Raw genomic sequence first — 17,112 nt, 5'->3', positions numbered from 1 at the left:
GACGCTACGGAGCCTGCTGAAGCAGCTCGGTATCACCCCTGACCAACTGCTCGCCGACGCGACGGCAGCGCCGGTGGCGGCGCCGACGTTCGACGAGTACGTATGGCAGGTTGCCGAGGCGGTCTCACCCGGCACCCGCCGGGTATACAACTCGTACTGGCAACGGATCTGTCAGCATTGGGGCACCCGGCGGATCACTGAGCCGACACCGCTGGAGATTAAGCGGCTGGCCGAGGAGATCCGCAGCGAGGTGGTCGTGCGCCGCAACGCCCGCGGTGGTCGTACCGCCGCCGAACATCTGATAGCCGCTATGCGCTGCATCTATCGGCACGCGGTCATGGATGGTCTGATTCGAGAGGCCGACAACTCCGCAGCCAGGGTTGCCAAGCCCCGACGGCTGGCCAGCACCCGACGCGCCATCCCAGAGGCGCAACTGGCCGCGATCAGCCACACCGCGGCAACCACCGGCAACGACCCGCACCTGGACAGCTTGCTGATCCGGCTGCACCTGGAGACCGCCTGCCGCCGAGGTGGGGCGCTGGCGCTGCGTCCACGAGATTTGGATCCGGAGCAATGCCTGATCTATCTGCGGGAGAAGGGTGGCACATCGCGGTGGCAGCCGGTCTCTCCGACTTTGATGCGGCACCTGTTGGCCCACCACGCGGAGCGGGGTGACGGCGACCGCAACGGTAGCTTGCTGCGCTACCGCGACGGTCGGCCGTTGACCTACCGTCGCTACGACCACCTATGGCACCGCATCGGTACCCACCTGCCCTGGGTAGCGGCGCAGCAGGTCAGCACCCACTGGCTGCGGCACACCACCCTGACCTGGGTCGAACGCGCCTACAGCTACGCGGTGGCCCGCGCCTACGCCGGCCACAGCGGCAGGAACGACGTCGGCACGACCATGACCTACGTGCGCGCCGAAGTCCAGGAAGTCGCCGCCGCCCTGGCCGCACTCACCGGCGAGTTGCACCCCCTGGCCGGAACCCAGGGCAGCACACACGATCGTCCAGCCACGGACGATTCCGCTTCCGCATGACCATCACCGCCGTGGACCGCTGATGGCTCGCAGCGGTGCCGGTTCCGCAAAGGAACCGGTGGCCTCCCTCGCGGGATGGGGGGAGGCCACCGGATGATCTAGGTTTCCGTGGCGAGCGGATGATCCTCACCCGTCAAGGCAGCTAAGGCTATGGCGACCTCCTGCAGAGTCGCCCGCACATACGTGGCCGTCGCGCCACTTCCGCCGTCGGTGTGGCCGGCGTAGGCGCGGGCCACGGCATGACCGTAGGTGCGCTCCACCCACGTCAGCGTGGTGTGCCGCAGCCAGTGCGTACTGATCTGCTGGGTGTGCACCCACCGCAGATGCTGCCCGATTCGCGCCCACAGATGGTCGTAACGCCGGTAGGTCAGTGGCCGACCATCGCGGTAGCGCAGCAGGCTACCGTCCCGGTCGCCGTCACCCCGTTCCGCATGGTGCGCCACCAGGTGCCGCATCAGTGTCGGGGAGACCGGCTGCCACCGGGACGTGCCGCCCTTCTCCCGCAGAAAGATCAGACACTCGTCGGTGTCCAGATCCCGTGGCCGCAGCGCCAGCGCCCCGGCGCGGCGGCAGGCAGTCTCGATGTGCAGCCGGATCAACAAACTGTCCAGACCCGGGTCGTCGCCCGTGCTGACCGCCACCTCGTTGATCTCCGCCAGGCGGGCATCGCCGATCGCCCGCCGGGTGCTGGGCAGACGGCGTGGCTTGTTCACCTTCAACGCCGGGTTGTCGGCCGCGTCCAGGTACCCGTCCGCCACCGCCCGCCGGTACAGGCAGCGCAGCGCGGCCACCACATGCTCGGCCGCGGACCGGCCGCCCCGGTTGTTGCGTCGCGCCACCACGTTGGCCTGTATCTGGGCACGTAGCTGCTCGATCTCGGAAGGACGGGGTTCGTCGATGCGACGATCACCCCATGCCTGCACCACCCGGTTCCAGTACGTGCCGTACGCCCTGCGGGTGCCGGGCGACACCGCGGCGGCGACGACCGGCACGTACTCGGCGAACGTCGGAGCCGGCGGACGGGCCGGCCGGACCTCCAGCAGGTCGGCGGGGGAGATGCCCATCCGCTCCAGCAGCAGCCGGGCGGCCTCCAACTCGGGCCGGATGGCGATGCTCTGACTCACGCCACCTCACCCCCTGCCACGACTTCGTGTGCGCCCGCCAGCAGCCGGTCAAGCGTCGCCAGGGGATGCGCCGCCAACACACCGTTGATGGGGTCGGCGGCAAGCAGAACCCGGTCCCCGGCCGCGAGCCGGCACCACCGACGCACCGCCAACGGCAGGACCAGGTAGCCGCGACTGTCGATGCGGTGGACGCCGTCGAGGGCCGCGCGGACCATGATGATCCCGGCCCGCTCGCGAATGTCCAGGCGGGTTCCCGGCGCCCAACCAAGTACCTGGACGATGCTGCGATCACCGATCCGACCGCGCTTGTCGACCGCACTCAAGGCGTAGACGGTGTCGGTCGCTCGCGCGAACTGGGCATCCGAGGCCGGCACGGGAAGTGGCTGTCGAGTGCGGCCCGGTGTCTCCGGGTCGGCAGCAGCACCTCGGGGAATCGACTTGGGAACCACCGGCGGCACGGACGTGGTCATCGCGACCACCTGCGCCCCAGCGCGCCGGTTACCGACAGTGATGAAACACAATGAACTGGGTGTTCAAGGGGACTTGAACACCCACACGGGGATTGCGCACCGATGCGTAAAATCTGTGTCCGAGGGGGGACTTGAACCCCCACGCCCTATACGGGCACTAGCACCTCAAGCTAGCGCGTCTGCCATTCCGCCACCCGGACCTGCACTGCGTCGCCTAAAGACGGCCGAGGCGAATGATCTCGCCCGTTGGTCGCTTGCGGCGCCGCACGGGGGACAACTGTACACGGCACCGGTGGATCACGCACGGCGGCATACCCCTAGCCGTCCTGGACTCGGCTATCCGCAGAATCGGCGACATGACGATCTCCCGCAGCAACCCGGACGGCCTGCATGTGACTCCGGGTCACCGCCATGTCACGGTCGTCCCGGCGGGAGTACCGCCTATCTGGCGGGGCAGTGCCCGCTGGACGCCGGAGGTGACCTGGTCGTCCGGGCGAGGTCGGCGCACAGGCGGATCAGGTCGCCGTGAACACCATGACCGCGCTTGGCTCGATGGGTGCGGGCCCGGCACACGTGCTCCGCACCGTGATCTATGTCGTCAGCGCGGACCGGCACGTGCTTGCCGAGGTCTGGCGACGCTTCCAGGCATCCCCGCTCGCCCCGGCGTTCACCGCCGCCAGCACCCTGCTCGGGTGGCTCAACTCGGTTATCCCGGCCAGTTGGTCGAACTCGACGTTACCGCCGCCCTGTCGGTGTGACCGCCTGGGCGGCGACGCGACCACGCCGACGGGGTAACCCTCGGTGCTGAGGGGTGCGTCAATGGCGACGATCATGGGATGTCTCACGTGCCTGCTGGCCGCCGGCTCGACGAGCGTGATCGTGCGGGCGCCGGGCACGATCCGCTCAACATCCGCCAGGCAGCCAGGTCAGCCGCCGTCGAGTGCGGCGTCCCGGACGGTCCGGCCACCGGGGCTGGTGCCGTGAGTCGGCCGGCCCCCACCGGTGGCGAAGATGCCCACCGGCTCTGCCCGGTCCGGCCGAGGGGTGGGGGGCGGCGACGTGTGCGGCCACCTCGACCGCCGGCAGCTCGACGGCCACCGGCCTGGCCGGGAGGAGGCCGGCGGACGGTTCCTGATCATGTCCGTGGTTCTGTTGGTGGGCATCCCGAGTACCTATCGGATAGATAGGGTCACTGAACGTCTGCGCACCAACACCCCGATCGACCCGGGTGGCCGTATCCGGCGTCAGGGTGACCGCTGTGCACGGCCGGGCGACACCGGCCACCGGGAGGCGCTGGACCCGGCGCCGGACGGAGGAACACGTGGTCGTCGTCATCTCCGGCAACCCGCGACCTGGGTCGCGTACCCGACGGCTCGCCATCTCGGTGGCCGAGGAGATGGTCCGGCGGGAGAGCGCCACGCCGCCGGTCGTTCTCGACCTGGCGGAGTACGGGCCGGCCCTGCTGGTACCCGGCGATTCCGGGCTGGCGGACGGCGTGGCCACGGCGCGGGCGGCCCGGGTCCTGGTGGTGGCGACCCCGACCTACAAGGGCAGCTACACCGGAGTGCTGAAGGTCATCCTCGACCATCTGCCGTACCAGGGGCTGGCCGGAGTGGTTGCGGTGCCGGTCACCGTCGGCGCCACCCCGGCCCAGGCCGCCCAGTCGGAGCGGCACCTGCGCGGCCTGCTCGCCGAGCTCGGCGCCGAGGTGCGACCCGGCCTGGCGGTGCCGGAGTCCAGCCTCGACGACCCGGACCTGGCCGCCGGCTATGCCGCCACGCTGCCCGTCCGAGCCTGACGCATCGGTTCGCCGCCGGGCCGGCTCCGATCCGACGTCTACGAGGCCGCCCGATCACCGCCCTACTTGTCCGGGCACGCCGGTCGCCGTCACCGGTCCGGGCATGCCGGGGCGCGTCGCCGTCACCGGTCCGGGCATGCCCGGGCGCGTCGCGGTCGCGGTGGCCGGTCCGGCATGCCGGACCGGGCCGCCGTCCTGGATACGATCACCGGCCGGCAGGGTGGGCACCGGCCGGTCAGGTCCCCGCGCCGCCGTCCTGGTCCGGGCGTACGCCGAGCCGGTCGAGCAGGTGCCGGCGCAGCGGACCGAAGCCGGGATGGGCCGGGGGCACGGGGCCGGCTCAGCGGTACTGGTGCGTCCTCCACGATGCGTCCGTCGTCGACTATGAGGATGCGGTCGGCCAGCAGCAGTGCCTCGTCCACATCGTGCGTGACGAGCAGCGCGGCGAAGCGGTGCTCGGCGTGCAGTCGACCGAACAGGGTCTGCATCTTCAGCCGGGTGAGCGCGTCCAGCGCGCCGAACGGCTCGTCGAGCAGCATCAGTACCGGCTCGCGGACCAGCGCCCTCGCGAAGGCGGCCCGCCGGGCCGGGCCGCCGGAGAGTCCGGCCGGCCACGCCCGGCCGCGCTCGGCGAGCCCGGCCTTTGGCGAGCGCGGCGGCGACCCGCTGCCGTACTCCGGGGCCCGGCGTGCCGGGTGAGACGGCCACTGCTCGCGCTGCACGGCGGTCCCCCGGACCGGCTGGAGGTGTCGCCCAACCTCTGGGCCGGGTTCGAGCTGGTGTGCGGGGGTGCGGGTACGGCACTGGTCGGCAGCCACCAGGAGGTGGCCGACCGGATCGCCGAGTACCACGCCCTCGGCATCACCGAGTTCATCCTCTCCGGACATCCGGACCTGGAGGAGGCGTACCGGGTCGGCGAGGATGTGCTGCCGATCCTGCGCCGGCGCGGGCTGTGGCAGCATCCGGCCGGTGACGCGTAGGCACCGGTTGCCGAGGTGCCGGTCGCGGCCTCGACGTCGAACGGCACCGCCGGCACCCCGAGCGGCGCCGGCCGGTGAGCGATCGCTGGTCGCCCGTAGTCCGGCCGACCCCGCCTCGGGGGCCGCGGCCGGCGCCCGGGCCCCCCCCCGGCGGGGGCCGGCCGGGGGGGTGTGGGGGGGGGGGGGGGGGGCCCCCCGGCCCCCCCCCCCCCCCCGGGGGGCCCGCGCGGGGGGCCCCCCCCACGACCGGCGGCGGGCGCATGCCGGTGGATGAGCGGGCCGGCAGTGTCCGCCGCGTGCACGCCGTCCGGCGGGTGATCGGCGGGGTCGCCGGCGGCCGGGTTTCCGCTCGTCGTGGTGTGCCGGGGGAGGGTGCCGGGTGGTCGCCGGATAGCGGCCGTGACGTTCCCGGCGCCTGTGCCACCGTTTCGGAAAACCGTTCCGTCGCCTATCCGGGCATCGTCCGTCCCCGTCGGCACTCCGGCGACTTCGGGTACGCCCCGCCGGCCGCGATTGTTCACAATGTTGTTGGCAATAGTGTTGCCCGCACCTATGATCGGTCTGCCTCCGACAAGCATTGCGGCTTCCGCTCGGGGACGTACCGACGTACTCGCGGAACCGCTCGGAAAGGATTGTCGATGACAGCGTCTCCGATCGGGCGGGGTCCGATCCTCGTGGTAAGCGCACACGCCGCCGACTTTGTCTGGCGCGCGGGTGGCGCCATCGCGCTCGGCGCGTCCCGGGGCCAGCAGGTCCACGTGCTGTGCCTCACCTTCGGTGAGAAGGGTGAATCCCAGGGGTTGTGGAAGCAGCCCGGGATGACCCTGGAGCGGGTCAAGGAGGCGAGACGCGACGAGGCGGGCCGGGCGGCGAAGGTGCTCGGCGCCGAGATCGAGTTCCTCGACGCCGGGGACTACCCGCTGCGGGCCACGGACGCCCTCTACGACAGCGTCGTTGCGACCATCCGCCGGGTCAACCCGGCCGTGATCATTACCCATCCGACCAAGGATCCGTACAACCTGGACCACGCGCTGACCCACGAGATCGTGCTCCGGGCCCGGATGGTGGCCCAGGCCGCCGGGCACGACCGGGACAGCCGGCCGATCGGCGCACCGAACGTGTTGCAGTTCGAGCCGCACCAGCCCGAGCAGTGCGGCTTCGTGCCGAACCTGCTGCTGGACATCAGCCCGGTCTTCGAGCGCAAGGTCGAGGCGATGCGGATCATGGGCGCCCAGGGGCACCTGGTCGCGTACTACACCGATCTCGGCGTACGGCGCGGGGTGCAGGCGGTCCGCAACGGCGGCGACCGGTCGATCACGCACGCCGAGGCGTACCAGCGGGTCTTCCCGGTGGTCGGAGGCGAGCTGCTGTGACCGGCCACGTCATCGTCCGTACCGACGCCGCACCGCCGGCCGACGCCGTGGCCCAGCTCGCCCGGCAGGGCGTGTCGACGGTGCACGAGGCCCAGGGCCGGACCGGGCTGCTCGGGCACCTGCTCCGGCCGATCTACCCCGGCGCCCGGATCGCCGGCCGGGCGGTCACCGTCTCGGCCCAACCGGGCGACAACCTGATGATCCACGCGGCGGTCGAACAGACCCGGCCCGGCGACGTGCTCGTGGTCGCCTTCACCTCGCCCAACACGGACGGTGCCTTCGGCGAACTGCTGGCCACCTCGCTACGGGCCCGGGGCGTCCTCGGCCTCGTCATCGACGCCGGCTGCCGCGACGTGGCTGCGCTCACCGAGCTGGGTTTCCCGGTGTGGTCCCGGGCGGTCTCCGCACAGGGCACCGTGAAGGCGAGCCCGGGCTCGGTGAACGTCCCGATCGTGCTCGGCGGCGCCTACGTGCGCCCCGGCGACGTGATCGTGGCCGACGACGACGGGATCGTGGTGGTGCCCCGCGAACGGGCCCGGGAGGTCGCTGCGGCCGGGGCCGAGCGCGAGGCCAAGGAGGAGGAGAAGCGCCGGCAACTCGCCGACGGCGTGCTGGGGCTGGACATGTACAACCTCCGCCCACTGCTGGACCGGCTGGGCGTCCGGTACGTCGACGCCACCGAGCAGGGCGGCACGGCGACCAACAGTGCCGACCCGGCCGCGACCGGCGCCGGGTCCACCGGCCCGGCCTGACCGGTACCGGACCGCTCGCCCCGACCAGCCCATGCTCGCCCCGACCAGCTCATGCTCGCCCCGACCAGCTCATGCTCGCCCCGCCCGGCCGGCCGCGGACTCCCGCGACCGCCGGGCGGCGAGCCGCACCGGGGGCCACCGCCGAATGGAGTTTCTGGTACGGCAGCTCAACCGGATGCCGGCCGACGAGGAGTCCCGCCGGCTCCGCGAGGAACTGCGCCCACCCGAGCGCCAGGTCGCGCAGCAGCTGCGGGACGCGGGCATCCTGCGCCGGCTGTGGCGGGTGCCAGGCACCCAGCACGCGATCGGGCTGTACGGGGCCGAGGACGCCACGGTGTTGCACGACGCGCTGTCGTCGCTGCCGATGTTCCGGTGGCTGGAGATCGAGATCCAACCGCTGGCGGTGCACCCGCGGGAGAGCGCAACGTCCCTGTTTTCTACCTGACAGGTCTCTCTACCCGACGGGACAGGGCGGTCACTACCGCGAAACGACTCGTCATTCCCTGGCACGACTCCGTCGCCAAACAGTGAACCCTTTTCAACCTCCCCCGCGGTTCGTCGTGGCCGCAGGTGGGAGTCGGGGCGACGCACCGCGCTGTCCAGGTTGAAAAGGCTCAGTAGAACCACGGGGTCGGCGCACTACCGCAGCGAGATCACCAGTTGCTGCGCGCGGTGGTCGGAGGCGCCGTTCGTCGACCCGCCGAAGCGGTAGGAGTGCACCCGGACCGCCGCCGAGACGAAAGCCCAGTCCAACCGCCACCAGCGCGGCCAGCCGGACCCGTCCGACCAGGTCGCCGGATAGCGCGCCGAGGACGCGTAGCTGGCGTCTCGCAGCCGGTCGGGCAGCTTGGTCAGGTCGCCCATTGCCGGACTGGTGTTGAGGTCACCGGCGAGCAGCATCGGATGCGGATTGACCGCCACGTCCCGGGCCAGCGCCCGCCACTGCGGCTCGCGCTGCGCGTGCTGCTGCCGGATCACCCGGTAGAACTCCCCGCCCAGCGGGCTGTGGTCCGGCACCAACTGCACCGGCATGTGCAGGTTGTAGACCGACAGCACCCGCCCCGCCCCGAGGTCGAGATCGGTACGCAGCACCTTGTACCGCCACTGCTCCGTCGTGCCCCACAGCGGCGGCGGCATGTCCGGGGCGTCCAGCGGTAGCCGGCGCAGGATCGGATGGCGGGACAGCGTCACCAACTCGCCGGCGACGGCGACGTGGAAGCCCGGGAACTCGGCACGCAGCCGGGCCAACTCTGCCTCGCCCGGCCCGGCGGAGTGCTCGTACCAGTACTCCTGGAGCAGGTAGACGTCGGCATCGGCGGCCCGGAGCAGTGCGTACATCCCGGCGGTCTGGCCGCCCTCGTCCCAGTATCCGGTGTTCCAACCGAAGACCCGGACCGCGTCGGCCGGGGCCGGCCCGTCACCGCCGGAGAGCCCGCGCAGGTTCAGCCCGGACAGCGGCCCGCCGAGCAGCAGCGCGGCGGCGGCCAGCAGTGCCACCGGCCGGCGTGACCGGCGGCACGGCGCGGCGGCCCCGGCCAACAGCAGCGGTACGCCGAGGAAGGCCGGCGGCGGCACCGCGTCGACCGCCAGCCACAGCCACCACCGACCGCTGAGCACCAGGTGCGCCACGGTGAAGGCCAGCCAGAGCGCCCCGGCGGCGACCAGTCCGGTGTAGAGCCACCACCGCCAGCCGCGCCGGGCACCGTCGGCCGCCGGCTCCGCACCGGCCGACGGTGTGCTGCCCACCGATTCGGTGCCGCCAACCGCCGCAGTGCTGCCGGCCGACACCGTGGCGCTGGACGCCGGGGTGGCGCCGGTCTCCGGTGCGTCGGCGGCGCCCGGAGTGCCGGTGGTCGGCCCTCCGGACAGCAGCCCGTCGCTGCCGGGAGCGGCGATCGTCACGCCGGACCCCGCAGCGGGGTCGGGTCGACCGGGAACGAGGCGTCGTAGAGCCGGCGGAACGTGCCGGAGGCGAGCCACTGCACCGCGCCGGTGGCGACCCCGGCGGTGATGGTGACGTTGACCAGGAAGTGCAGCCCGGCGAAGAAGACCAGGAAGGGTATGCCGTGCCGGCGGCGGACAAAGGCGTACATGCCGGCGTCGCAGGCCAGCGAGGCGGCGAGCAGCCCGGCCGGGACGACCAGCCCCCACGGGCCGAGCAGCAGCGGCACCACCAGCGCGGGCAGTACGCCGAACGCGGCCAGGCTGCCCCAGGCCCGGGCGGCGGTCTCGAAGCCCTGCCCGAACCGGCGGGCCCGGGCGTACAGCGGGATCCGCAGCCGTCCCCGGTGGAACAGCTTGCGCAGCAGCCCGCGCAGCTCGTGGTCGTGGTCGTGCCGGCCCCGGACCAGCGAGGTGAGTACCAGCCGGTAGCGGCGGCTCAACCGGTAGCCGTAGTCGACCTCCTCGGTGTGCCGCAGCCCCGGGTTGAACGGGCCGATCTCCTCGAAGACGTGCCGGCGCAGCATGCAGACGGCCGGAAAGAGGAACGACACGTCACCTTCCGAACTGATCGACCAGTAGTGATATTGCAGGCCACGGTACCGGGCCACCGCCGTGTCGTGCAGCAGCGGTTCGGGGTCCTCGATCCCGCAGACCGCGCCGATCCGCCGGTCGCCGAGGATCAGCCGTACCGCGTTCGTCACCGCGTCCGGGGCCAGCACCAGGTCGGAGTCGACGTAGCAGATCAGCTCGCCACTGGTGTGCGCGGCGCCGATGTTGCGGGCCCGGCCGCAGCCGCCGTTGCGGCCGGTGCTCACCACCCGTACGCCGAGCGCCTCGGCCACCGCCACCGACTGGTCCGTCGAGCAGTCGTCGACCATCAGGATCTCGACGTTCGGATACGTCTGGTCCAGGATCGACCGCAGGCAGAGGTCCAGCGACTCGGCGTAGTTGTAGTTCGGCACGATCACCGAGACGAGCGGGCCGTCGTCCGGCCGGGTACCGTTCACCGTCATCGGGTGGCCACCTCCGGCCGGTCGTAGAGTCCACGGAACCGGCCCGAGGCGAGCCAGGCGGCCACCCCGGAGATCGCGGCGACCGCGATCACCAGGTTCAGGAAGAAGTGCATCGCGACGAAGTAGCCGAGGAACAGCACGCCGCGCTCCCGGCGGACGAACCGGTACATCGGCAGGTCACCGGCGAGGCAGGCGGCGAGGGTCGCCAGCGGCACCGCCAGGAACGCCGGGCCGAACAGCACCGGCAGCGCGCACGTCAGCACGGTCAGCAGGGCGGCGACACTGACCCAGGCGCGTGGCCCGCTGCTCAGCCCGCCCGGGAACTCCGGCTTGCGGGCGTACATCGGGATGTGCAGCGCGGTGCGGGTGAAGACCTTGCGGATCAGCACGCCCAGGTCGGCGTCGTGGTCGTGCACGCCGCGCACCCGGGGGGAGAGCCAGATCTGGTACCGCTGGGCGAGCCGCATTCCGTAGTCCGCGTTCTCGGTCTCCCGCAGCCTCGGGTTGAACGGCCCGATCTCGGCGAAGACCCGGGCCGGGATCGCCAGCAGCGCCGTGTAGAGGGTCATGATCCGCCCCTCGTCGGCGATCAGCCAGTACGACTGCTGGAGGCAGCGGTACTCCTCCAGCAGGCTGTCCCGGACCAGCGGCACCGGGTCGTAGTTGCCGCAGATCGCCCCGATCTGCGGGTCGGCGGTGAGCAGCTCGACCGCGTTGGCGACCGCGTCCGGTTTGGCGGCCACGTCCGAGTCGACGAAGAACAGGATCTCGCCGCGCGCGTTCGCCGCGCCGAGGTTGCGGGCTGCCGCCGGTCCGGAGTTCGTCGGGGTACGCAGCACACGCGCCCCGTAGGACTCGGCGACCGCGACCGAGTCGTCGGTGGAGCAGTCGTCGACCACGATCAGCTCCAGGTTCGGATAGGTCTGGGCCCGGAGCGCGCCGAGGCACAGCCCGAGTGCCCTGGCGTAGTTGTAGTTCGGCACGATGACCGAGACGAGCGGTCTGTTCATGAGTCCATCCAGTTCACCAGGTTGGGATAGCGGGCACCGAGTTCCGCCAGGGTCAGCGTGGCGCCGATCAGGACGGCGCTGGCCACGATCATCCGGTCCCGCAGCAGGGCCTGGATCGGGTCACCGCCGGCCTGCCGGACCAGTACGGCCTGGAGGTAGCGAAACGCGGCGAGCAGACCGAGCGGCACCACTACGGCGAGGGTGACCGGGCGCCAGTGCCCGAGTGGCGCGTCGGTGTTCAGGTAGAGCAGGAAGGTGGTGCTGGCCAGCGCGGTGTTCAGCCCGAGCAGGTGGTCGGCGAGCAGCACGTTGTAGCCGGCCAGTGCCGGCCGGTGCGCCGAACCGGCGGCGGCCAGTTCGTGCCGCCGCTTGCCGAGGATCAACACCAGGCAGCCGGCGAAGACGGCGGTGAGCAGCAGCCCGGACGGCGGCGCCCCGGTGGCCGCGTACCCCTGGAGGACCCGCAGCACGAAGCCGGCGGCGACCACGCAGATGTCCAGCATCGGCAGGTGCTTGAGCCACCGGCTGTAGGCGACGCTGAGGCAGAGGTAGCCGACCAGCGGCCACCACGGCAGTTCGGGGCCGACCAGCACCAGCCCCAGCAGCAGCCCGGCCAGCCCGACCGCGAGCAGCCAGGCCAGCGGGACCGGGACCAGGCCGGCGGCGACCGGGCGGTTCCGCTTGACCGGATGGGTACGGTCCAGCCGGCGGTCGACGATGTCGTTGACGACGTAGATCGTCGATGCGGCCACCGTGAACACCAGCACCGCCCAGCCGGTACGCAGCACCGCCGACCCGGTCCAGAGTGGCGTGTCGAGCAGCGCCAGCGGTACGGCCAGCAGGTTCTTGACCGCGTGGCCGGGTCGGGTCAGCACCAGGAGTTGCCGGGCGAGCCGGGGGACCCGGAGGCTGCGCCCCGGGCTGGCCGGTACGGCGGTCTCGACGGCGGTCACCCTCGACCCCGATCAGCAGGAGACACCTTCGACTCCGATCAGAAGAAGATCTTCGCGAGGGAGAGCGCGCCCTGCCGCCACGGGTCGCGGCTGGTCCGCCCGTCCCGCGACGGCCGCGCCAGGTGGCGTTCGGCGCGCCACCACTCGTACGTGCGCAGGATCGCGTCCTCGTTGGACAGCTTCGGGGCGAAGCCGAGCCGCTCGGCGGCCTTGTCGATGCTCACGTAGGAGTCGTGCCGGAGCTTGTGCAGCAGCCGCCCGTATACCGGGGAGAGCCGGCTGCGTTCCAGCAGATCCAGGGTGAACAGCGCCGGCCGGGCGGGCACCCCGATCACCCGCTTGCCGTGCCCGGCCGCGTCCAGCACCGCCTGGAAGTCCTCGCGCAGGGTGCGGAACCGCTCCGCGGCGAGGTTGTAGGTGTCGTCGGCCACCTCGTCCGGCGCGGCCAGCACCGTGAGCACCGCGTCGACCAGGTCGTCGACGGCGAACATCTGGATCCGCACGTCGCCCCGGCCGAGCACCGGGAAGTTCCGGCCCTCCTCGGCCCACTCGAAGAGCATCGCGAACAGCCCCATCCGGCCCGGCCCGAGAAAGGTCTTCGGCCGCAGGATCGCGACCGGCAGGCCACCGGCCCGGTACCGTTCGGCGATCTCCTCGGCGGCCACCTTCGCCGCGCTGTACGTGTCGACCGGCTCCCGGGGGTGCTCCTCCGGCGTCGGCACCTGGCGGGGCAGCCCGTACACGGCGGTCGACGAGACGTGCAGGACCCGGTTCACCCCGGCCTTCCGGGCGGCCCGCAGCACGTTCCCGGTGCCGTCCACGATGATCGAGCGGATCTCGGCGGCCGGATAGCTGGGCAGCGCCGCCGCGCAGTGCAGTACCGCCGTGGCGCCGTCGGTGGCCCGGTCCATCACCCGGGGATCCCGGATGTCCCCGACCAGGGTGACGCCGGGGTCGGCGCGCAGGTCCACCCCGCACACCTGGTGCCCGTCGGCGGTCAGCCGTTCGACCAGCCGGGAGCCGAGCATCCCGGCCGCCCCGGTCACGGTGATCACCACAGTGAACCCTTTTCAACCTCTCCTTGCGGTCCGTCGGACCGCAGGGTCGAATGCTGTGCGTGAGCGCCGCGTGGTTCAGGTTGAAAAGGGTTCAGCGTGGACCCCACCTTCTGGGCGACGAACCGGGTGACCAGTTTGGCCAGACCCTGCTCCAGCACCTCGCCGAGCGCGTCGGTGGCGCGCTGCACGTCGGCCGGGTCGGTGACCAGGGACGGCCCGAGGATCAGCGGGTTGCGGCCGTTGAGGGTGTAGTAGGTGAAAATGTCGTGGTCCCGGTAGAGCGCCTGTATCACCGCGCAGGTGACCAGCTTCGCCTTGAACCTCGGGTCCCGGGCCATCCCGGCGGGGGCGAGCCGGGCGACCAGGTCGAGGATCTTCGGGCCGCCGTCGATCTGCACGCCCCAGAGCGCGCCCGCCCCGGCGACCCGGCCCACCGCGTCCGGGAACTCCTTGGCCAGCCGCTTCAGCGCCGGTTCCAGCACCCGTTCCAGCTCGCGGGCCCGGGCAGGGTAGTCGTCCTCCACCACGATGTTGATCGCCTCCAGCGCGGTGACGCACTCCTCGCCCATCCCGTAGTAGGTGGTGCTGGTGCTCTGGAGTAGGGCGTCGGTGAGGTTGTCGTACGCCTTCCGGAACACCCTTTCCCGCGCGACGAATGCAGAAATCGATGACTTTCCACCGCCGAATGACTTGGATGTGGTAAGGACGTCCGGCACCAGCCCCGGATACCGCATGAAGTAGAAGAGGCTGCCGGTCTTACCCCAACCGGTGTAGATCTCGTCGAAGATGAGCACGATGTCGTGCCGGTCGCACAGCTCCCGAATGCCGCGGAGGAAGTCTTCGTCGCACCATGTCACGGTGGAGGCGCTGAACGGCTCGACGATGAGAGCGTACACATCGCCGGGATGCGCCTCGACCGCCTCCCGGACCGAGTCCAGATTCCCATAGGTAAATGGAACTATGCCGGGAATGGTGGGAAAGTTGAACGACGGTTGTCCGGTCAGCCCGCCCGATCCGAGCAGCTTTCCGTGAAACCCGCAGTCGGCCCGCAGGATGGTGCCGCGCCGGCCGCCGTGGTACTTGTACGCCAGCTTCACCGCCCCCTCGACCGCCTCCGCACCCGAGTTGGGCAGGAACGACATCCGCAGGTCACCGGGGAGGAGTTGGGCCAGGTTGTGGCCGAGCGCCGCCAGGTACGGCGAGAAGTACGTCTTGTGCACCTCCATCCGCCGCTGCTGCGCGAACCGTTGCCGGGCGGCCAGGATGCGCGGATGGTTGTGACCGTGGTTGAGTACGCCCACGCCTCCGGTGAGGTCGAGGACGCGGCGGCCGTCGCGGAGCACCAGGTGTGCGCCTTCGGCGTGGTCGACCAATTCCCGGCCGAACCCGAACGAGGTCATCAGGCTGACCTGGCTCGCGTTGACGTAACGACGATAGAGGTCGTGCACCTCGCGAACGGTGAGTCGATCGCAATCGGACAGGCTGACCAGATTGGGCATGTCGTGACGCTATCGATTGGTACGGGATCTTCTCTGGACCGGTGCTGTACGCAACCTTGACTACGTAAGGCAACGCTTGCCAGTCGACAACCGACTGGATAGCTTGGTCGCGACGGAGTAGATCTCGGAATGTCAATGTCCCGGACAGTTGTCCCGCAATACCGCTGAGGTGGGCGAACATGTCGCCGACGGTGTCGGTCATCATCCCCGTACACAACGGCTCGAAGACTCTCCGCGCGTGCCTGGCGGCCGTCTACGCCCAACGGCACCCGGTCACCGAGGTCGTCGTCGTCGACGACGCCAGCACCGACGACACCCGGGAGATCGCCGCCGAGTTCCCGTGCCGGCTGCTGGTCACCGACCGCAACACCGGACCGGCGGCCGCCCGGAACCGGGGCATCCGGGCCAGCACCGGTGAGCTGCTGTTCTTCGTCGACTCCGACTGCGCGCCCGAGCCCGACGCCCTCGGCAACGCCCTGGCGATCCTCAACGAGCAGCCCGACGTCGCCTGCGTACACGGCATCTACGCGCTGCGGCCACTGTTCGACGACGGCCCGGTCGAGGCGTACCGGCTGCTGCACGGCCACTACTGGCGGCTGCGCCACGTCGGCCGGGTCCGCACCACACTCTTCGCGGTCTGCCTGATCCGCCGGGCGGTCTTCACCGACGTCGGCGGATTCGACGAGCGGCTGCGCGCCTCCGAGGACGTCGAGATCGGCGACCGGATGGGGGACCGGTACGGCATCGTGCTGACCGACACGGTGGTCTGCCGGCACGACGACGACAGCCACCTGGGCCGGCTGCTGCGCAAGCAGTTCGGCCGCTCCCAGCTCCTCGTCCCGGTCGCCCGGGCCGAGCGCGGGCCGGCCGGGATCCGGGCCAACACCCCGGCCGGGCTGCTCGGTGCCGCTCTCGTGCCGCTGACCCTTCCGCTCGGCCTCTACACCCCGGTACTGCTGGCGGTCCCATTCGCCCTGCTGGCGCTCTTCGTCGTCGCCGACCCGGGACTGCTGCGCTTCGTGGTACGCCGGCGCGGCCCCGGCTTCGCGACCTTTTTCTACGGGGTGCACCTGCTCGTCCAGTTGGCCGTCGTCGCCGGTGCCGTCGTCGGAGGGCTCCGGCACCTGGTGGACCGGGACTTCGGCCCGGCCCGGGTGGCCGACGCGAAATCGCCGCGATGAACGGGTCGTCGATCGCCGGGCGGGATCGGCGCAGGTCCGCGGCGGCAGGCGCGAGCCTTCGCTGCGCGCGGCTCCCGGTCCGGCGGAACCTCGGCCCGGACGAGGCGGGGCGGCGATGACCGCGGAGCCGGGCACCGGGCGGATCTCCTGGCCCTACCTCTCGGCCCAGGCGCTGCACTACCTGTTGTTCGCGCTCCGGGCCCAGCAGTTCCGGTGCCGCCGGCCGATGCTCGGTGACCGGCACCGGCCGGTCTTCGGGGTGGCCGGGCACAGCGTGGCGCTGACCATCGACGACGGGCCACATCCCGAGTGGACGCCCCGGATGTTGGACCTGCTCGACCGGCACCGGGTCCGGGCCACGTTCTTCCTGATCGGCGACCGGGTCGCCGAACACCCCGAGCTGGCCCGTCGGATCCGCGATGCCGGCCACCTGGTCGGCAACCACTCGATGTCCCATCCGCAGCCGTTCGCGGCGCTGCCGGTGCAGCGGCTGCGTACCGAAATCGTGGCGGCGCAGCGGCGGATCGAGGACGCCGTCGGGATCACGCCCCGGCTGTTCCGCGCGCCCGGCGGCAACTGGTCGCCGACGGTACTGCGGACCACCGCCGATCTCGGCCTGGTGCCGGTGGACTGGACGGTCAACCCGAGCGACTGGCGCAGCCCGGGAGTGGACCGGATCGTCCGGCGGCTGTCCCGGAGCCGACCCGGGCACGTCCTGCTCTGCCACGACGGCGGCGGCGACCGGTCACAGACCGTCGCGGCCCTGGAGGCCGTACTGCCCCGGCTGATCGACCGGGGACTGCGGTTCGTCGTACCGGGTGCCGACCGGTAGGTGACGACGTGCCGTTCTGTCGTACGACGACGCCGGGCAGTGCCGCCCGGCCGTGCGGGGGGAAGCAGCGATGCCTGTCTAGG

The 17,112-nt window shown here is 71.5% G+C and carries 17 protein-coding genes, 1 tRNA gene and 1 pseudogene; 9 read left to right on the top strand and 10 right to left on the bottom strand.

Features of this window, described 5'->3' with window-relative positions; translation table 11 throughout:
- Positions 1-73 precede the first annotated feature (73 nt).
- Entirely contained in the window at positions 74-1,042 is a 969-nt protein-coding gene (locus R6Y94_RS15975) for a site-specific integrase (protein ID WP_318396636.1), read from the top strand.
- 98 nt (positions 1,043-1,140) lie between these two features.
- Here the strand turns inward: R6Y94_RS15975 and R6Y94_RS15970 are convergent, their stop codons facing one another.
- The 3 genes from R6Y94_RS15970 to R6Y94_RS15960 all read right to left on the bottom strand — a co-directional run bounded on the left by R6Y94_RS15970 (position 1,141) and on the right by R6Y94_RS15960 (position 2,836).
- The gene (locus R6Y94_RS15970; RefSeq protein ID WP_318396635.1) at positions 1,141-2,166 is read right to left on the bottom strand and encodes a site-specific integrase; all 1,026 of its coding nucleotides are present in this window, start codon (positions 2,164-2,166) and stop codon (positions 1,141-1,143) included.
- The gene (locus R6Y94_RS15965) at positions 2,163-2,636 is read right to left on the bottom strand and encodes a hypothetical protein (protein ID WP_318396634.1); all 474 of its coding nucleotides are present in this window, start codon (positions 2,634-2,636) and stop codon (positions 2,163-2,165) included. Before R6Y94_RS15965 ends, R6Y94_RS15970 begins: the two co-directional genes overlap by 4 nt.
- Positions 2,637-2,752: 116 nt before the next feature.
- A tRNA-Leu gene (locus R6Y94_RS15960) sits at positions 2,753-2,836 on the bottom strand.
- A 334-nt stretch (positions 2,837-3,170) separates the two neighbouring features.
- Between R6Y94_RS15960 and R6Y94_RS15955 the strand changes: the two genes are divergently transcribed.
- Both R6Y94_RS15955 and R6Y94_RS15950 read left to right on the top strand, forming a co-directional pair.
- Positions 3,171-3,431, top strand: a complete 261-nt coding sequence (locus R6Y94_RS15955; RefSeq protein ID WP_318396633.1) for a hypothetical protein — start codon at positions 3,171-3,173, stop codon at positions 3,429-3,431.
- A 454-nt stretch (positions 3,432-3,885) separates the two neighbouring features.
- On the top strand, positions 3,886-4,434 hold the full coding sequence (locus tag R6Y94_RS15950; protein ID WP_318396632.1) for an NAD(P)H-dependent oxidoreductase: 549 nt from the start codon (positions 3,886-3,888) through the stop codon (positions 4,432-4,434).
- A gap of 122 nt (positions 4,435-4,556) precedes the next feature.
- Here the strand turns inward: R6Y94_RS15950 and R6Y94_RS15945 are convergent, their stop codons facing one another.
- Positions 4,557-5,156: an ATP-binding cassette domain-containing protein gene (locus R6Y94_RS15945; RefSeq protein ID WP_318396631.1), complete on the bottom strand. Its 600-nt coding sequence runs from the start codon at positions 5,154-5,156 to the stop codon at positions 4,557-4,559.
- Here R6Y94_RS15945 and R6Y94_RS15940 point away from each other — a divergent pair.
- The 4 genes and pseudogenes from R6Y94_RS15940 to R6Y94_RS15925 all read left to right on the top strand — a co-directional run.
- Positions 5,142-5,414, top strand: a pseudogene (locus tag R6Y94_RS15940) (alkanesulfonate monooxygenase); the annotation flags it as partial. The gene R6Y94_RS15945 and the pseudogene R6Y94_RS15940 overlap by 15 nt on opposite strands.
- Before the next feature lie 638 nt (positions 5,415-6,052).
- Positions 6,053-6,787, top strand: a complete 735-nt coding sequence (locus tag R6Y94_RS15935; protein WP_318396630.1) for a PIG-L deacetylase family protein — start codon at positions 6,053-6,055, stop codon at positions 6,785-6,787.
- Positions 6,784-7,539 carry a 4-carboxy-4-hydroxy-2-oxoadipate aldolase/oxaloacetate decarboxylase gene (locus R6Y94_RS15930; protein ID WP_318396629.1) on the top strand — a complete coding sequence of 252 codons (756 nt, stop codon included), beginning with the start codon at positions 6,784-6,786 and terminating at the stop codon, positions 7,537-7,539. Before R6Y94_RS15935 ends, R6Y94_RS15930 begins: the two co-directional genes overlap by 4 nt.
- A gap of 145 nt (positions 7,540-7,684) precedes the next feature.
- Complete coding sequence (locus R6Y94_RS15925) at positions 7,685-7,984, top strand: muconolactone Delta-isomerase family protein (protein WP_318396628.1); 300 nt, start codon at positions 7,685-7,687, stop codon at positions 7,982-7,984.
- A gap of 194 nt (positions 7,985-8,178) precedes the next feature.
- Here the strand turns inward: R6Y94_RS15925 and R6Y94_RS15920 are convergent, their stop codons facing one another.
- Genes R6Y94_RS15920 through R6Y94_RS15895 form a run of 6 tightly spaced genes read right to left on the bottom strand, consistent with a single transcriptional unit; the run spans position 8,179 to position 14,917 of the window.
- Complete coding sequence (locus R6Y94_RS15920; RefSeq protein ID WP_318396627.1) at positions 8,179-9,441, bottom strand: endonuclease/exonuclease/phosphatase family protein; 1,263 nt, start codon at positions 9,439-9,441, stop codon at positions 8,179-8,181.
- Entirely contained in the window at positions 9,438-10,496 is a 1,059-nt protein-coding gene (locus R6Y94_RS15915; protein ID WP_318396626.1) for a glycosyltransferase family 2 protein, read from the bottom strand. The genes R6Y94_RS15920 and R6Y94_RS15915 overlap by 4 nt, the downstream gene beginning before the upstream one ends.
- A complete protein-coding gene (locus tag R6Y94_RS15910) occupies positions 10,493-11,506 on the bottom strand; it encodes a glycosyltransferase family 2 protein (RefSeq protein ID WP_318396625.1) in 1,014 nt (337 codons plus the stop codon). Before R6Y94_RS15910 ends, R6Y94_RS15915 begins: the two co-directional genes overlap by 4 nt.
- Positions 11,503-12,459 (bottom strand): UbiA prenyltransferase family protein, encoded by a 957-nt coding sequence (locus tag R6Y94_RS15905; RefSeq protein WP_318396624.1) that lies wholly within the window; start codon positions 12,457-12,459, stop codon positions 11,503-11,505. The genes R6Y94_RS15910 and R6Y94_RS15905 overlap by 4 nt, the downstream gene beginning before the upstream one ends.
- Positions 12,460-12,497: 38 nt before the next feature.
- Positions 12,498-13,517 (bottom strand): NAD-dependent epimerase/dehydratase family protein, encoded by a 1,020-nt coding sequence (locus R6Y94_RS15900; protein WP_318396623.1) that lies wholly within the window; start codon positions 13,515-13,517, stop codon positions 12,498-12,500.
- Positions 13,511-14,917, bottom strand: coding sequence for an aspartate aminotransferase family protein (locus tag R6Y94_RS15895; protein ID WP_318396695.1), 1,407 nt, complete (start codon positions 14,915-14,917; stop codon positions 13,511-13,513). Before R6Y94_RS15895 ends, R6Y94_RS15900 begins: the two co-directional genes overlap by 7 nt.
- Before the next feature lie 278 nt (positions 14,918-15,195).
- On the opposite strand from R6Y94_RS15895, the gene R6Y94_RS15890 reads away from it, so the two are divergent.
- Positions 15,196-16,197, top strand: a complete 1,002-nt coding sequence (locus R6Y94_RS15890; RefSeq protein ID WP_318396622.1) for a glycosyltransferase family 2 protein — start codon at positions 15,196-15,198, stop codon at positions 16,195-16,197.
- 115 nt (positions 16,198-16,312) lie between these two features.
- Positions 16,313-17,029, top strand: coding sequence for a polysaccharide deacetylase family protein (locus tag R6Y94_RS15885; RefSeq protein WP_318396621.1), 717 nt, complete (start codon positions 16,313-16,315; stop codon positions 17,027-17,029).
- The last annotated feature ends 83 nt before the right edge of the window (positions 17,030-17,112 follow it).

It is taken from the genome of Plantactinospora sp. KLBMP9567 (genome assembly GCF_033446045.1).
Taxonomy (GTDB): domain Bacteria; phylum Actinomycetota; class Actinomycetes; order Mycobacteriales; family Micromonosporaceae; genus Plantactinospora.
This window is presented reverse-complemented; position numbering and strand designations above follow the sequence as displayed.

What these genes read in the sequence shown, in the direction of transcription:
- R6Y94_RS15965 (WP_318396634.1), bottom strand. Translation starts at nt 2,636, where the DNA reads ATGACCACGTCCGTGCCGCCGGTGGTTCCCAAGTCGATTCCCCGAGGT.
- R6Y94_RS15955 (WP_318396633.1), top strand. Translation starts at nt 3,171, where the DNA reads ATGACCGCGCTTGGCTCGATGGGTGCGGGCCCGGCACACGTGCTCCGC.
- R6Y94_RS15935 (WP_318396630.1), top strand. Translation starts at nt 6,053, where the DNA reads ATGACAGCGTCTCCGATCGGGCGGGGTCCGATCCTCGTGGTAAGCGCA.
- R6Y94_RS15925 (WP_318396628.1), top strand. Translation starts at nt 7,685, where the DNA reads ATGGAGTTTCTGGTACGGCAGCTCAACCGGATGCCGGCCGACGAGGAG.
- R6Y94_RS15915 (WP_318396626.1), bottom strand. Translation starts at nt 10,496, where the DNA reads ATGACGGTGAACGGTACCCGGCCGGACGACGGCCCGCTCGTCTCGGTG.
- R6Y94_RS15910 (WP_318396625.1), bottom strand. Translation starts at nt 11,506, where the DNA reads ATGAACAGACCGCTCGTCTCGGTCATCGTGCCGAACTACAACTACGCC.
- R6Y94_RS15895 (WP_318396695.1), bottom strand. Translation starts at nt 14,917, where the DNA reads ATGACCTCGTTCGGGTTCGGCCGGGAATTGGTCGACCACGCCGAAGGC.
- R6Y94_RS15890 (WP_318396622.1), top strand. Translation starts at nt 15,196, where the DNA reads ATGTCGCCGACGGTGTCGGTCATCATCCCCGTACACAACGGCTCGAAG.
- R6Y94_RS15885 (WP_318396621.1), top strand. Translation starts at nt 16,313, where the DNA reads ATGACCGCGGAGCCGGGCACCGGGCGGATCTCCTGGCCCTACCTCTCG.